We start from the raw sequence: 13,910 nt of genomic DNA on the forward strand, positions 1-13,910 counted from the left end.
ATGGTTGACGCCGGGACTCCGAGGCGGTCCTGGGGGCAAATCGGGCAAATCTTGGCCGACTGACCGGGGCGCCGCGCCCATCGTGCCCATCACGGCGTCGCCGGTGCGTGGCGTCAGGTGGGGCGGCGGAAGGCGCCGAACCACTGGGCCAAGGCGATCTCGCGGGCGACGGCCGCGTCGTCGGTGCTGTCGCCCGTTGCTATGTGATGGGCGATCGTCTGCATGCCGCCCCAGACGAAGAGGCGGACCGTCGTGTCGGTCCGGACCGAACCCGGGGTGTGGCCGGCCTGCTGGGCGGCCTCGACGAACTGGCGGCCGCGCGCCACGAACTCCTCCAGCTGGGCGCTCCAGAAATCGCGGACGGCCTCGTCGTAGGCGGCCACCTCGAGCACCGCGCCCAGCAGGTGGGCCCGCTCCCGGTAGAAGCGGATCGTCTCGACCGTGACGGCAACCAGCGCGTCGACCGCGTCGTCGGCCTCCGGGTCCCACCGGGTGGTCATGCCGAAGACCGTCGTACCGAGGTTCTCCGCCAATCTCAGGATAAGTGCGGATTTGTCGCGGAAGTGCATATAGAACGTCGAGCGCGCCACCCCGGCCTCCTCGACGATCCGCTGCACGCCCAGGTCGGTGAACCTCTCGCCGCCGTCCAGCAAGCGCTCGACGGCGGCCAGGATCCGGGCCTCGATGGCGGCCCGGCGCTCGGCCACGCCGGAGCGGCGGGTGGTGACTGAAGGCATGGGGCCACCCTACGTGCCCGGCTGTACAGCCCACTCGAACACAATGTCCGAGTGACGACCGAAGTGATCAAGCCGCCGGGAAGTTGACCTCGACTCGTAGCCCGTCGTGGCCCGTTGACGACGCCGCGATCGTGCCGTCGTGGGCCCGGGTGATCGAGCGGGCGATCGCCAACCCCAACCCGGCCCCTCCACTGTGGTCGATCCGGGTCGCGCTGCGCCGCCGGAACGGCTCGAACAAAGCGGCCACCTCGTCCGCCGGCACGTCGTCGCCGGTGTTGGTGATGACCAGCGCCGGGTCCGCGCCCACCGAGACCTCGATCGTGCCGTCCGGCCGGTTGTACTTGATGGCGTTCTGCACCAGGTTCGTGACCAGCCGTTCCAGCAGCACCTGCTCGCCCAGCACCAGCCGTGGGCTCAGCCGGCTCACGATCTTGATGCCGGCGGCCCGCTCACGGTGGCTCTCCAGGACCGACGACGTGATGAGATCGAGGCGTAGCGGCGACCACGACATCAGGCCGCGGTCGCTTTCGCTCAGTACGAGCAGGCCTTCGATCAGGCGTTCGTTGCGTTCGTTGATCTCCAGCAACTGGGCGGTCAGCAGCTCGACCTGGTCCGGGGTGAGCGGGTGCGCCATGCCCACCTCGATCAGCGTCCGCTGGACCGCCAGCGGCGTGCGCAGCTCGTGCGACGCGTCGGCCGCGAACCGGCGCTGCGCCTCGTAGCCGACGGCTATCCGGTCCATCATCTCGTCGATCGCGCGGCCCAGCGTCGCCAGTTCCTCGCGGCTCGACCCCGGGCGCAGGCGGTGCCCGAGGTTCTGCGGGCCGACGTCGGCGATCGCCGGGGCCATGTCCCGGACGGGCCGCAGCGACCAGCGGATCAGCGGGATCGAAGCGGCCGCGAGAACGAGCAGCACCAGAACGATCGTGAGGATGACCGGGATGCTCGGGCGCCGGTACACCGCGGTACAGACGAACGAAGCGTCCGGGGCGGGCGCGCGCAAGGCCGGAACCCTGCACCAGGACGGCCCGAACTCGAGCCACAGCGCCCGCATCTGCTCGGCCACGAGCGGCACGAACGCCGAAGCGACCAGGACGATCGCGATGACGAGCAGCATGCGCCAACGCGGTGAGCCGATCGTCATGAGCCGAGCCGGTAGCCGACGCGCGGAACGGTGTGGATCAACGGCGGATCGCCGAGCTTTCGGCGCAACGTCATGATCGTCACGCGTACGGCGTTGGTGAAAGGATCGGCGTTTTCATCCCATGCCTGTTCCAGCAGGTCCTCGGCGCTGACCACCCGGTCGCCGGCCCGCATCAGCACCTCGAGCACGGCGAACTCCTTCGGCGACAGGGACAGCAGCAACCCGTCGCGCGCGACGGTGTGCCGGGTGACGTCCAGGACCACGCCGCCGCGCGACAGCACCGGTGGCAGCGCCGGGGACGACCGCCGGGACAGCGCCTGCAACCGCGCGACCAGCTCGGCGAACGCGAACGGCTTCGTCAGGTAGTCGTCGGCGCCCAGCCCCAGGCCTTCGACCCGGTCGCGGATCCCGACCGCGGCGGTCAGCATCAGCACGCGCGTGCCGCCGCCGGACTCGGTGATCATCCGGCACACGTCGTCGCCGCTGCGTCTCGGCAGGTCACGGTCGAGGACGGCCACGTCGTAGCGGTTGACCGCCAGCCGTTCCGCCGCGCCGTCCCCGTCGTAGACGACGTCGACGGCCATGGCGAACCGGCGCAGCCCCTCCGCCACCGTGTCGGCGAGCATCCGCTCGTCCTCGGCCACCAGCACACGCACCGGCCAAGGCTGACACAGCCCGGATAAAGCTTCCATAAGAACGCCGCTGACGCTCCCCGGACGCCCCGGTTCGAATCATCATCCCCGTGCTTCTGCGAAAAACTCTGATGATCCTGCTGGTTCCCCTCACGCTGCTCCTCACGCCCGGGAAAGCGCAGGCCATCGCGCATGGCGAGGACGTACGCGACGGCGACTACCGGTTCTCGGTCCGGCTCACCATGACCGGCATCGCCACCGAAGACGGCGGCACCCGGGACAGCTGGTGTACCGGTGCGCTCATCGCGTCACGCTGGGTCATCACCGCCGGGCACTGCTTCCGAGACAACGACGATCGACGGGTGAGTCACACGGTCGCGAAGCGGACCATCGCCACCATCGGCCGCCCCGACCTCAAATCCCAGGGCGGCCACGACGTCGCCATCGTCGGGGTCCACCAGTCGCCGACCGCCGACGTCGCCCTCGCCGAGCTGGAGACCCCGGTCACCGACATCCCGCCGCTGCGGATCGGCACCACCGCGCCGACCGTCGGGGAGATCGTGCGGCTGACCGGCTACGGCCTGGTGGCGGACGCGGGGACGAAAGGGCCGACGCGCCTCCAAACTGGACAATTCGCCGTTACGATGGTGAGCGACTCTCTCATCGGGGTCGCCGGCCACAGCCCGCGCAAGGACACGAGCGCCTGCCTGCACGATTCCGGTGGCCCCTACTTCCACGAGGAGCCGGACGGGCAGCTCGCCCTGGTGGCGGTGGTCAGCACCGGCCCGAGCTGCCCACACGAGGGCGACGACTTCAGCGCCCGCACCGACAATCTGCACGATTGGATCAACGACACGATCAACCCCGGTTTCCCCGTACGCCGGTACGCCGTGATCGTGGCATCCCTGCTGGTCGTGGCCGGCGCCGCAGTGATCACGCGATGGGGGCTCGCCGGTCGGCGATCTCCTCGGCCGTGAGGTTGCCGGCCGGGTCGTCCCAGTCGGTCAGGGTGATGTCCCGGGCGGACTCCGCGCGGTGCCGGCGCACGGCGATCGTGACGATCTCGGGCTCGTGATGCGCCGCCGTCACGACCAGGTGATGCAGGCCGGGGCGCACGTCGTCGATCGCGTAGGTCCCGTCCGCGTGGGTCATCGTCCGATGCAGTTCGTCGCCCGAATCGTTGAGGACCAGGACGGTCGCCCCGGAAACCGGGATGAGCCCCGTGTTCCGGACCGTCCCGTGCAGTCGCCGATGCGCGACCGCACCCTGCCCGCTCACGCCCTGCCCACTCGCGACAGATTCGGCGTCGACGTGATCGGCGACGCCCGGCTCGACGGTGACGTCCCGCGTGGCAGCGACAGCACCGGCGGCCGTTTCCGCAACAGCGCGGCCGGCCGCGGCCGGATTGACCGACCGCCGTGGCCGCGCCGTCCAGGCCAGCAACAACGCCGACCCGGCCACCCAGGACCCCAGAATGATCAGCGGGTGGGCGAGACCCCGCTGCCCGAAGTACGCCTCGTCGCGCGCCGCCTCCACGAACTGCCCGAACGGCAGCACGTCGTGCAGCCAGCGCAACCACGTCGGCAACATGTCCGGGTTGACCGTCGCACCGGCGGTCGGGATGCCGAGGATCAGCACGAACGTCATCGCGACCGGCAGGAAGAACTGCCGGACCAACCGGGGCAACGCCGTGGTCAGCCACCCGATCGCCTGGGTCAGCGCGAACCCGTAGAGCAACAACCACCCGTCCGCCGGAATGACGTCCCGGGACACCCCCACGACGAACGTGACCACAGCCGCGAACGCCCCGGTGGCGAAGACGGCGATGACCTTCCGGCGTACCGGCCACATGCCGAACTGCAGCAGCACGATCGACGTGATCAGGCCGACCAGCAGCAGCGGCAGCCCGAAGAAGAACAACCCGGCGCCGCTCACGTCGCCGTGGGCCAGCGGTACGACGTCGACCGTGCTGGCCGGGTGCAGGACCGCGTTCAGGTAGTTGGCGCGCGACGCGCTGGCGGCCGACGAGACGTAGAACGTGCGGGCCCCGGAGTCGTAGACGCCGGCGAGCTGATGATGGGCCACCCCCGCGGTGCCGGTGACCGCTTCGACGTCGATGCCGGCCGGCAGCGAGGGCGGCGGCGTGCCGATCACGCCCAGCCGCACGTCGTGGGGCTGCGGGTGGGTGTTGGCGAACGAGTAGACCAGCGCCGTGGCGGCGGCGAAGAAGAACGGGAACCAGAGCAGCGAGATGATCCGGCTTCGGGTGGGTTGCGGTGCGGCGGTGTGGTTCAACAGGCTTCCTATGCTCTCCGCGGCCTACTGACCGCCCGGACATTAAGAAGGTAGTCACTACTGACCGCGTGTACATTAGGAGCTGTGTCACAACCCAAGAGAACGCGCGACCCGGACGCTAAACGGGCCGCGATCCTGGCCGCGGCCCGCGCGGTGTTCGCCGAGCACGGGTACGAGGGCTCGACGATCCGGGAGATCGCGCGGCGGGCCGCTGTGACCCACGGACTGGTCGTCCTGCATTTCGCGAGCAAGGAGAAACTCTTCCTGGCCGCGGTTCCGGGTCCGTCCATCCTGGTGGCGAACGTTCCCGGCGACGTGGACGGCCTGCCCGGACGCATCGCACAGGCGTACGTGGCAAGGATGGAATCGGCCGTCGAGGGTGACCTTTTCCTCGCACTGCTGCGCAGCGCCGCCGGTGATCAGTCGGTGGCCCGGGGTCTGCTGCGCGCCGTGCGCGAGGAGGCCGTGATCGCCTACCGCAAGGTGCTGACCGGGCCGGACGTCGACGCGCGGGTGGAGATGCTCGGCGCGCACCTGATCGGGGTGACGTTCAGCCGCTACGTGCTGGCCGACGGGCCGCTGGCCAGCATGCCGGCGGACGAGCTCGTCGAGCGGCTGACCCATACGCTGCGCGGGATCCTGCTGGGCTGAGGCCGCGTGGCCTACCATCCGCGCATGGCGAAGACATCTCCCGGCCTGCGCGCCGACGCCGAGCAGAACCGTGAGCGGATCCTGGCGGCGGCCCGTCGCGTCTTCGCCGAGCAGGGGTTGGACGCGCCGATGCGGGAGGTGGCGCGCGCGGCCGAGGTCGGGGTCGGCACCCTCTATCGCCGGTTCCCGACCCGGGAAGACCTGATCACCGCGGTCTTCATGGACAAGATGCACGCGTACGCCGACGCGGTCGACCGGGCGCTCGCCGATCCGGATCCGTGGCACGGTTTCACCCGGTACGTGGAGACGGTCTGCGCCATGCAGGCCGAGGACCAGGGCTTCACGAACGTGCTCACCCTGTCGTTCCCGACCGCCCGGGAGTTCGAGGCGGAACGCACCCGGGCGTACCGCGGGTTCAACGAATTGATCGGCAAGGCCAAGGCCGCTGGCAAACTCCGGGACGACTTCGTCGCGGAGGATCTGGTGCTGCTGGTGATGGCCAACGCCGGGGTCGTCGCGGCGACCAGGAACGAGGCGCCGCGAGCGTGGCGGCGCCTGGTGGCGTACATGATCCAAGCTTTTGCCGCGACGGACGCCGAGCCGATCGCGCCGGCGCCCTCACCCCGCGCGATGTTCCGTGCGATGGTCCGGCTGAACAAGTAACGGCTACATCGAGACGGCTATCTTGCCGAGCGCCCCGCCGGCGAAGTCGCGGTACGCCTCGTGCGCCCGCGCCAGCTCGTACGTGGTGGAGACCGGAACCCGCAGCACGCCGTCGACGACGTCGGTGGCGAGCCGGTCGAGCAGGGCCCGCTGCGGCGCCGCCGCGTCGATCACGTGCAGGGTCAGGTCACGGCCGGAGTCGTCGGCGGCGAACAGCGTCGTGGCGATCCGGCCGCCGTCCTTGACCAGCGCGGCGATCTCCGCCAGATCGCCGGCGAAGTGCAGCGCCGCGTCCACCCCGGGAACCTGCCCGCCCAGCGGCGCCGAATAGTCGGCGAACTCGACCGGGGCCAGCGACGCCAGGAACTCCCGCTGCCGCTCGTCGCGTGCGGTGGCGATCACTCGCGCACCGGCCGCCGCGGCGTACTGCACGGCGATCGCCCCGACCCCGCCGGTCGCGCCGGACACGAGAACCGTCTCGCCCTTGGTGAGCGCCAACGCGTCGGTCGCGAGCAGGGCGGTCGTGCCGGCCAGCCCGAGCGCGCCGGCGTCGTGGACGGCAAGCGCGTCGGGCCGGTGGGTGACGCCCACCTCGGCGGGGACCGTCACATACTCGCCCAGCGAGCCGGCCCCGTAGTACGGCTTGGTCACCGTGCCGTAGACCGCGTCACCCACCGCGTACCCGGTCACGTCGTCGCCGACCGCCTCGACGACCCCGGCGAAATCCTTGCCCAGCACCAGCGGGAAGCGGTGCTCGACCATCCCCTGCCCGGCGCCGGAACCGATGAAGACATCGACGCCGTTGATCGATCCGGCCGCGACACGGACCAGCAGCTCACCTGGCCCGGGTGCCGGTTTGGGCAGGTCACCGACCTGTGGGTCGCCAGGGAAGGACGGTACGAAGAGCGCGCGCATACGACTACATCCTCTCAGATAAGCGGAACACAGCGTCCACTTACATGGCGATGTTAGCACCTATGCGGACGGGGTCGTCCGCTTACTGTCCCATGAGCCGTTCGCGGAGCGCGTTGTCCTTCTCGGCCACCATCTTCTCGAGGCTCGCCTGGAAAGCGGCCATCTTCGAGCGCAGCACCGGATCGCTGGAGCCCAGCACGCGTACGGCAAGAAGACCGGCATTGCGCGCGCCGCCGATCGAGACCGTGGCCACCGGGATGCCGGCCGGCATCTGCACGATCGACAGCAGCGAGTCCATGCCGTCCAGGTGCTTGAGCGGCACCGGCACGCCGATCACCGGCAGCGTGGTCAACGAGGCCACCATGCCGGGCAGGTGCGCCGCTCCCCCGGCCCCCGCGATGATCACCTGCAGGCCGCGGTCGGCGGCGGACTCGGCGTAGTCGACCATCTTGCGGACCGTCCGATGTGCCGAGACGACGCCGACCTCGAACGGCACCTCGAACTCGGCCAGCGCCAGGGCTGCGGCCTCCATTGTGGACCAGTCGGAGTCACTGCCCATGATGATGCCGACACGGGGTGCCATCAAACGCCTTCCTGAAGCCAGCGGGCGGCGCGGGCCGCACGGGCGCGCACCGAGGTCATGTCGTCGCCGAGCACGGTCACGTGGCCGATCTTGCGGCCGGGCCGGAGCTGCTTGCCGTAAAGGTGCACGCGCGCGCCGGGATCACTCGCGAACAGGTGGTGCAGCCGCTCGTCCAGCGAGATGCCGCCCGGCTCGCCGCCGAGCACGTTGGCCATCACGACGGCGGGCGCGGTCAGCGAGGTCGCGCCCATCGGGTAGTCCAGGACCGCGCGCAGGTGCTGCTCGAACTGCGACGTCCGGGCGCCCTCGATGGTCCAGTGACCCGAGTTGTGCGGACGCATCGCAAGCTCGTTGACGACCACCCCGTCCGCGGTCTCGAACAGCTCGACGGCGAGCAAGCCCACCACACCCAGCGTGTTCGCGAGGTCGATCGCCAGCTGCTGCGCGTCGATGGCGAGCGCCTCGTCGAGACCCGGCGCGGGCGCGAGCACCTCGACGCAGATGCCGTCGCGCTGCACGGTCTCGACCACCGGGTACGCCGCGACCTGGCCGAACGGCGAGCGCGCGACCAAGGCGGCGAGCTCTCGCCGCAGCGTTACTCGTTCCTCGACGATCAGCGGCGTGCCCGTCGCCAGCAAGGCTTCCGCGTCGGCCGGCGTGTTCAGCATCCACACGCCCTTGCCGTCGTAGCCGCCGCGGGTCGACTTGGCCACCACCGGCCACGCACCCCCGGCGAAATCCGAAATTTCGTCTTTTGTGGTGACTCGGCGCCACCTCGGCGCCGGCACCCCCATGGCCGCCAACCGCTCGCGCATCATGCCCTTGTCTTGGGCGAACACCAGCGCCTTCGAGCCCGGATAGACCTTGACGCCCTCAGCCTCGAGCGCCTCGATGTGCGCGGTCGGCACGTGCTCGTGGTCGAAGGTGAGCGCCTCGACGCCCTTCGCGAAGTCGCGCAACGCCGGCAGGTCGGTGTGCGAGCCGATCCGCACATCGGCGGCGACCAGGGCCGCACTGTCGTCGGGTGATTCGCTGAGCACGCGCAGCGACTGGCCGAGAGAGATCGCGGCCTGGTGGGTCATCCGGGCGAGCTGGCCGCCGCCCACCATGCCGACTACCGGCAAACCGGTTCGAGTATCCATCGCCCAACTAGCCTAGCGATTACCCACCGTTAGTCTTTCCACCAGGTCGTCGGTGGCGGTCACCGGCATCTCGCAGACAAAACCCTTGCACACGTACGCCGTGGGGAGTCCGTCGCGTAGCGGACGGTCAGCGAGCAGCGGCACACCGGGGCGGTCCGGGTCGCCCGCGACGATGACGGTGCCCGGCGGGGCGTACCGGAAAGCGGCCGTGACCAGCGGATCCCCGGCCGGATCGGGAGTCGCGACGGCGATCTCGTACGGCCCGGCGAGAGCCGCCTCGGCCACCGTGGCCGCGTACCCGGCGAACCGCGCGTGCTGGGCGATCAGCGGCCCGACCGTGGCCAGCGCCGCGTCCGCCGCCTCCCGGTACCGGGTCTCGCCGGCCAGCGCCGAATACGTGACCAGGGCCGCGGCGATCGCGGACAGGCCGGACGGCGTCGCGTTGTCGGTCGGGTCCGCGGGCCGGGTGACGAGCCGTTCCGCGTCGTCCGCGGTGTCCCAGAAGCCGCCCGTCCCGGTGGCGAAATGCTCCAGCGCCACGTCCAGCAGCTGCTTGGCGAGGTCGAGCCAGCGGCCGTCGGCGGTGATCTGGTGCACGGCCAGGAACGCCTCGGCGACCAGTCCGTAGTCGTCCAGCACGCCGACCGGCTCGCCCACCACGCCGTCGCGGGAGGCCCGGCGCAGCCGCCCGCCGACCAGGTGCCGCTCGGCCAGCACCTCGGCGATCTCGATAGCGGCGCCGCGGGAGGCCGCCGACCCGGTCAGCACGCCGTGCTCGGCCAGCGCGATCACCGCGAGGCCGTTCCAGGACGCGATGACCTTGTCGTCGCGGGCCGGCTGCGGGCGTTGCGCCCGGGCGGCGAGCAGCCGTCCCCGGACCGCCCGCCAGCGCTGCACCAGCTCGGGCGCGGCGGCGTCGATGTCGCGGGCCAGCACCAGCACGCTCTTGCCGTCCTCGAAGGTGCCGGTCGCGGTGACGTGGAACAGGTCTGCCGCCCAGGTCCCGTCCTCCTCGCCGAGCACGTCCACGAGCTGGGCGGGGGTCCAGGCGTACGTGAGGCCCTCGATCCCCTCGGTGTCGGCGTCGAGAGCCGAGGCCAGCCCGCCGGTCGGGGTGCCGAGGTCGCGGAGCAGGAACTCGGCCGTCTCGTCGGCGATCCGCCGGGCGAACGCGTCGCCGGTCAGGCGCCACAACTGGGTGTACGCCCGGAGCAGCAACGCGTTGTCGTAGAGCATCTTCTCGAAGTGCGGGACGGTCCAGGTCGCGTCCACCGAGTACCGGGCGAAGCCGCCGGCCAGCTGGTCGTAGATGCCACCGCGGCCCATCCGCTCGGCGGCGTGCCGGACCAGCTCCAGCGACTCGGGCGAGCCGGTGCGCTGGTGGTGGCGCAGCAGGAACAGCATGCTCATGTGCGGCGGGAACTTCGGCGCCCCGCCGAAACCGCCGTTCACCTGGTCGTGATGCGTGCGCAGCTCGGCCGCGCCGGCGTCCAGCAGCTCGGCACTGATCGGGGCGGTGAGGCCGCCGGACAGCTGCGCCCCGGCGATCGCCTCGACCACCTTGGTGCCCTGGTCGAGCACCTGCTCACGCTGCTCCTGCCAGGCCTTGACGACCGAGTTGAGCAGGCCGGTGAAGTTCGCCTTCGGGAAGTACGTGCCGGCGAAGAACGGGTCGCCGTCCGGGGTCGCGAACACCGTCATCGGCCAGCCGCCCTGGCCGGTCATGGCCTGCGTCGCGGTCATGTAGACGGCGTCGACGTCGGGGCGCTCCTCGCGATCCACCTTGATCGAGACAAAGCTGTCGTTCATCAGCTTGGCGGTCGCCTCGTCCTCGAACGATTCGTGCGCCATGACGTGGCACCAGTGGCAGGCCGCGTACCCCACCGAGATGAGCACCGGCACGTCCCGGCGTTTGGCCTCGGCGAACGCCTCCGGCGACCACTCCCACCAGTCGACCGGGTTGCCCGCGTGCTGAAGCAGGTAGGGCGAGGTAGCGCTGCCGAGCCGATTCATGGTTCAACACTCTCACACGGCTCGCTGGACCTCTTTCAAGGAAAGCCCCGGCCGGGATTGGCCCGGCCGGTGCCTTCTCGCCAAGCGATCAGCGGGTGCGGCGCCCCGTCGGCCGGGTCACACAGCACGAAACGGCTCAGGCCGGAAAAGATGGTCGTGCTCGGGGTAATAGACACTGTCAATGCCCATGTGGGCGACGCTGTCCAGCGCCTCGGCCGTTCGGTCGGCATCCCAGACGATCGGATGCTCACCCGGACGTGGGACGTCGCCAGCATGCGTGAACAGCATTTCGGGACCACCCGGAGTGAAAAAGAAGATCATGCGCGCGGCCTCCTGACCGACGTTCTTGAAACGGTGCAGCGTGCCCCTCGGCACGTGCACGAACGCCCCGGGCTCCGCGGTGATTGTCTTCTCACCTCCGAGAAAGGCGATCACCCCGGACAACAGGAAGAAGCTCTCGTCGGTTTGTTCATGGACATGCGGAATCGGACCACCGCCCACCGGCACCACCCCATCGATCATTCCGATCGCGCCGGTGCCGTCCTCTCGGGTCGCCAGCAGTCCCCGAGCTGATGCCGGCGCGCCTCGTACGCGATCGTCATTCTCCGATATTTACACGCGGCCCGGCCACGCGGCTTTGAGATCGGAATCACCGCGCCGGGTGAATACGCGTGTGAACAGCCATCTCATCGATACGCCTTATCTGCGTACGTCACCGCTGAAGTTCTTGAGGAGTAGCGCATGAGAAGGTCAGCAGCAACCGCGGTCGCCGCTGTCGGCGTCGTAGGACTGTCCGCCCTGTTCGGCCCGCCCGCATTCGCGGCAGAGGCAGCCACGTCGCCGAAGATTGTTTCGGTGACCGTCAATGGCGGGCGGGACATCGTCGTCAGTGATCTGACGACGGACCTGGAGGTTCCGGTCACGGCGGTCGCGCAGGCCAAGGCGGGCGTCGCGGGCATCGGGGTTGCCCTGTGGCACGGCCCGAACTTCAACCACATCGACGGGATGAAGCTCGGCCGGGGCACCCCTAGCTGCGTAACCGTCAACCTCACCACCATGTCGTGCACCGATGTCATCGACATCCAGGGGAGCTTGCGGGCCAATCTGGGAAACCCGATCTCCGAGAACGATCTCGCGGGCCGGTGGGCGGTCGACGCCGGCGGGACGGACAACAACGGCGGGTTCAGCGACGATCCCCACTTCGCGACGGTGAATGTGTTGCGCAAGGCGAGGATCACGGCCGAGACCTCTAGGACGCAGGTCAAGAAGGGCAAAAATGTCACCTTCACCGGTTCCATCAAGCGCGTCGACTTGGACACCAGCAAGTTCAAGGGCTACGACGAGGCATCGGTCCAGCTTCAGTTCAGCAGGGAAGGCACCGACGTCTTCACCACGGTCATGACGGTGAAAGCATCGGACGGCGAATTCTCCGCCACCGTCGCCGCGAACCGGGACGGGCGCTGGCGCTGGAACTACGCCGGTGACAAGACCACCTCGGCGGCCACCTCGCCGGTGCGATTCGTCAACGTCGTCTAGCTCGAGTTTGATCACGGCGCTGTCCCCGACCCTCGGGCCGGGGGCGGCGCCGCAAACAGGAAGCGCAGCTGGGTCGGCGCCTGCACGATGCGGTCGGCGCGCACGGACTGTGCTGGATCGTTACTCAGACCTGTGCTATCTAGTACATGGAGGGTGTGCTAAATAGGCAGCCTCCGGCGTGCTGGATCATCACAGGTTGGAGCTTTCCACTGAGCGCCTACGTCTCTCGCATCGTCGACACGGAGCTCGACGAGATCCTGGCGACTCACCCCGCGACGCTGGTCGTCGGCCCCCGCGCCTGCGGAAAGACCACCACGACGCGGCGATTGTGCCATTCCATCCTGCGGTTGGACGTTCCGGCTCAGGCGGCGGTCGTTCGCGCCGATCCGGACGCCGCACTTCGCGCTCTAGACGAGCCGGTTCTCGTCGATGAGTGGCAGGTGGTCCCCGAAGTGCTCGGCGCGGTCAAGCGGGCTGTCGATGACGATCCGCGCCCTGGCCGATTCGTTCTGACCGGGTCCTCCCAGACCGATCTGACCACGGCTGGCTGGCCCGCCACCGGCCGGATCGTCCGGCTCACCATGCACCCGCTCGTGGGTCGAGAACGGCACGGTGACCCGTCCGCGCCGTCACTAATTGATCGAATCCTCGCCGATGGCCCGGACAGCTTCAGCGACCCCTCGGACGACTGGGACATACACCGGTATGTGGCGGAGGCACTCACCACCGGATGGCCGGAAGCTCTTCGCGCCCCCACCGAGCGGGCGCGCGATCGGTGGCTGACCAGCTACGTCGATCATCTGGTCACCAGAGAGGCCGCTGCGCTCGGCGTCTCCAGAGACCCGGTCTTGATGCGGAGGTACCTACAGGCGCTTGCGGCCAACACCGCCGGTGTGCCGAACCACAAACTGCTCTACGACGCCGCCGGCATCACCCGGCACAGCGCGGTCGGCTACGACGACCTCCTCGACACGCTCATGATCACGCAGCGGGTGCCCGCTTGGGCCGGCAATCGGACGGATCGCGCTGTGCGGCTGCCCAAGCGATATCTCACCGACCCCGGCCTTCTCGGCCCGCTGCTCCGCATCGACCAGCGCCGCGTGCTGCGCGACGGCGATCTCCTTGGACGTGTCCTGGACACCCTCGCCGCCGCCCAGCTCCGAGCCGAATGCGCCGCCAGCGTCGTTGGCGCTGATCTGTTCCACTATCGCGATGCGAATGGCCGGCACGAGGTCGATCTGCTGATCGAAGCCAGAAATGGCCAAATGATCGCCGTCGAAGTCAAAGCAACCGCCGCTCCCTCGGCCGCCGACGCTCGGCACCTGGAATGGTTCGCCGAACGCGTCGGGTCCAACTTCGCAGCCGGCATCGTCCTGCACACCGGCCCTCGCGTCTTCCGACTAGCCGAACGGATGGTCGCCGTGCCAATCGCCAGTTTGTGGGCGCCGCAAGTGACTGGCTGAGCCCGGCGATGCCCGCCCGCATGCCGGCCACGTCGAACGCCCGAGGTGCCAGCGCAGGCCGAGCACCTCCGGGCCTTTCACGGCTCAGGCAGAGCCGGTTGAGCGGGTTCGCATTTGCATGAGAGATGACGGAAGC

14 protein-coding genes are annotated in these 13,910 nt (G+C 69.5%); 5 read left to right on the top strand and 9 right to left on the bottom strand.

Features of this window, described 5'->3' with window-relative positions:
- Positions 1–113: 113 nt before the first annotated feature.
- From HH310_RS07335 to HH310_RS07345, 3 genes are all read right to left on the bottom strand, one after another.
- On the bottom strand, positions 114–737 hold the full coding sequence (locus HH310_RS07335; RefSeq protein WP_169174645.1) for a TetR/AcrR family transcriptional regulator: 624 nt from the start codon (positions 735–737) through the stop codon (positions 114–116).
- Between the two features lie 67 nt (positions 738–804).
- Entirely contained in the window at positions 805–1,881 is a 1,077-nt protein-coding gene (locus tag HH310_RS07340; RefSeq protein WP_169174646.1) for a HAMP domain-containing sensor histidine kinase, read from the bottom strand.
- Positions 1,878–2,537 (bottom strand): response regulator transcription factor, encoded by a 660-nt coding sequence (locus HH310_RS07345; RefSeq protein ID WP_169174647.1) that lies wholly within the window; start codon positions 2,535–2,537, stop codon positions 1,878–1,880. The genes HH310_RS07340 and HH310_RS07345 overlap by 4 nt, the downstream gene beginning before the upstream one ends.
- 86 nt (positions 2,538–2,623) lie before the next feature.
- Between HH310_RS07345 and HH310_RS07350 the strand changes: the two genes are divergently transcribed.
- The gene (locus HH310_RS07350; RefSeq protein ID WP_312033890.1) at positions 2,624–3,490 is read left to right on the top strand and encodes a trypsin-like serine protease; all 867 of its coding nucleotides are present in this window, start codon (positions 2,624–2,626) and stop codon (positions 3,488–3,490) included.
- On the opposite strand, the gene HH310_RS07355 is transcribed toward HH310_RS07350, so the two are convergent.
- On the bottom strand, positions 3,447–4,808 hold the full coding sequence (locus HH310_RS07355; RefSeq protein WP_169174648.1) for a carboxypeptidase regulatory-like domain-containing protein: 1,362 nt from the start codon (positions 4,806–4,808) through the stop codon (positions 3,447–3,449). The genes HH310_RS07350 and HH310_RS07355 overlap by 44 nt on opposite strands.
- Before the next feature lie 84 nt (positions 4,809–4,892).
- On the opposite strand from HH310_RS07355, the gene HH310_RS07360 reads away from it, so the two are divergent.
- Positions 4,893–5,459, top strand: coding sequence for a TetR family transcriptional regulator (locus HH310_RS07360; protein WP_169174649.1), 567 nt, complete (start codon positions 4,893–4,895; stop codon positions 5,457–5,459).
- A gap of 24 nt (positions 5,460–5,483) precedes the next feature.
- Positions 5,484–6,122 carry a TetR/AcrR family transcriptional regulator gene (locus HH310_RS07365; RefSeq protein ID WP_169174650.1) on the top strand — a complete coding sequence of 213 codons (639 nt, stop codon included), beginning with the start codon at positions 5,484–5,486 and terminating at the stop codon, positions 6,120–6,122.
- A gap of 3 nt (positions 6,123–6,125) precedes the next feature.
- On the opposite strand, the gene HH310_RS07370 is transcribed toward HH310_RS07365, so the two are convergent.
- The 5 genes from HH310_RS07370 to HH310_RS07390 all read right to left on the bottom strand — a co-directional run bounded on the left by HH310_RS07370 (position 6,126) and on the right by HH310_RS07390 (position 11,297).
- A complete protein-coding gene (locus HH310_RS07370) occupies positions 6,126–7,037 on the bottom strand; it encodes an NADP-dependent oxidoreductase (RefSeq protein ID WP_169174651.1) in 912 nt (303 codons plus the stop codon).
- Between the two features lie 82 nt (positions 7,038–7,119).
- Positions 7,120–7,620, bottom strand: coding sequence for a 5-(carboxyamino)imidazole ribonucleotide mutase (gene purE, locus HH310_RS07375; RefSeq protein WP_169174652.1), 501 nt, complete (start codon positions 7,618–7,620; stop codon positions 7,120–7,122).
- Entirely contained in the window at positions 7,620–8,762 is a 1,143-nt protein-coding gene (locus HH310_RS07380; protein WP_169174653.1) for a 5-(carboxyamino)imidazole ribonucleotide synthase, read from the bottom strand. The genes purE and HH310_RS07380 overlap by 1 nt, the downstream gene beginning before the upstream one ends.
- A 12-nt stretch (positions 8,763–8,774) precedes the next feature.
- Positions 8,775–10,775 carry a thioredoxin domain-containing protein gene (locus tag HH310_RS07385; protein ID WP_169174654.1) on the bottom strand — a complete coding sequence of 667 codons (2,001 nt, stop codon included), beginning with the start codon at positions 10,773–10,775 and terminating at the stop codon, positions 8,775–8,777.
- Positions 10,776–10,892: 117 nt separating this feature from the next.
- The gene (locus HH310_RS07390; protein ID WP_169174655.1) at positions 10,893–11,297 is read right to left on the bottom strand and encodes a cupin domain-containing protein; all 405 of its coding nucleotides are present in this window, start codon (positions 11,295–11,297) and stop codon (positions 10,893–10,895) included.
- A gap of 219 nt (positions 11,298–11,516) precedes the next feature.
- Here HH310_RS07390 and HH310_RS07395 point away from each other — a divergent pair, with 219 nt between their 5' ends.
- Both HH310_RS07395 and HH310_RS07400 read left to right on the top strand, forming a co-directional pair.
- A complete protein-coding gene (locus tag HH310_RS07395) occupies positions 11,517–12,311 on the top strand; it encodes a hypothetical protein (protein ID WP_169174656.1) in 795 nt (264 codons plus the stop codon).
- A 146-nt stretch (positions 12,312–12,457) separates the two neighbouring features.
- Complete coding sequence (locus HH310_RS07400) at positions 12,458–13,774, top strand: ATP-binding protein (protein ID WP_169174657.1); 1,317 nt, start codon at positions 12,458–12,460, stop codon at positions 13,772–13,774.
- Positions 13,775–13,910 lie beyond the last annotated feature (136 nt).

This window comes from Actinoplanes sp. TBRC 11911, assembly GCF_012933445.1.
GTDB lineage: Bacteria > Actinomycetota > Actinomycetes > Mycobacteriales > Micromonosporaceae > Actinoplanes.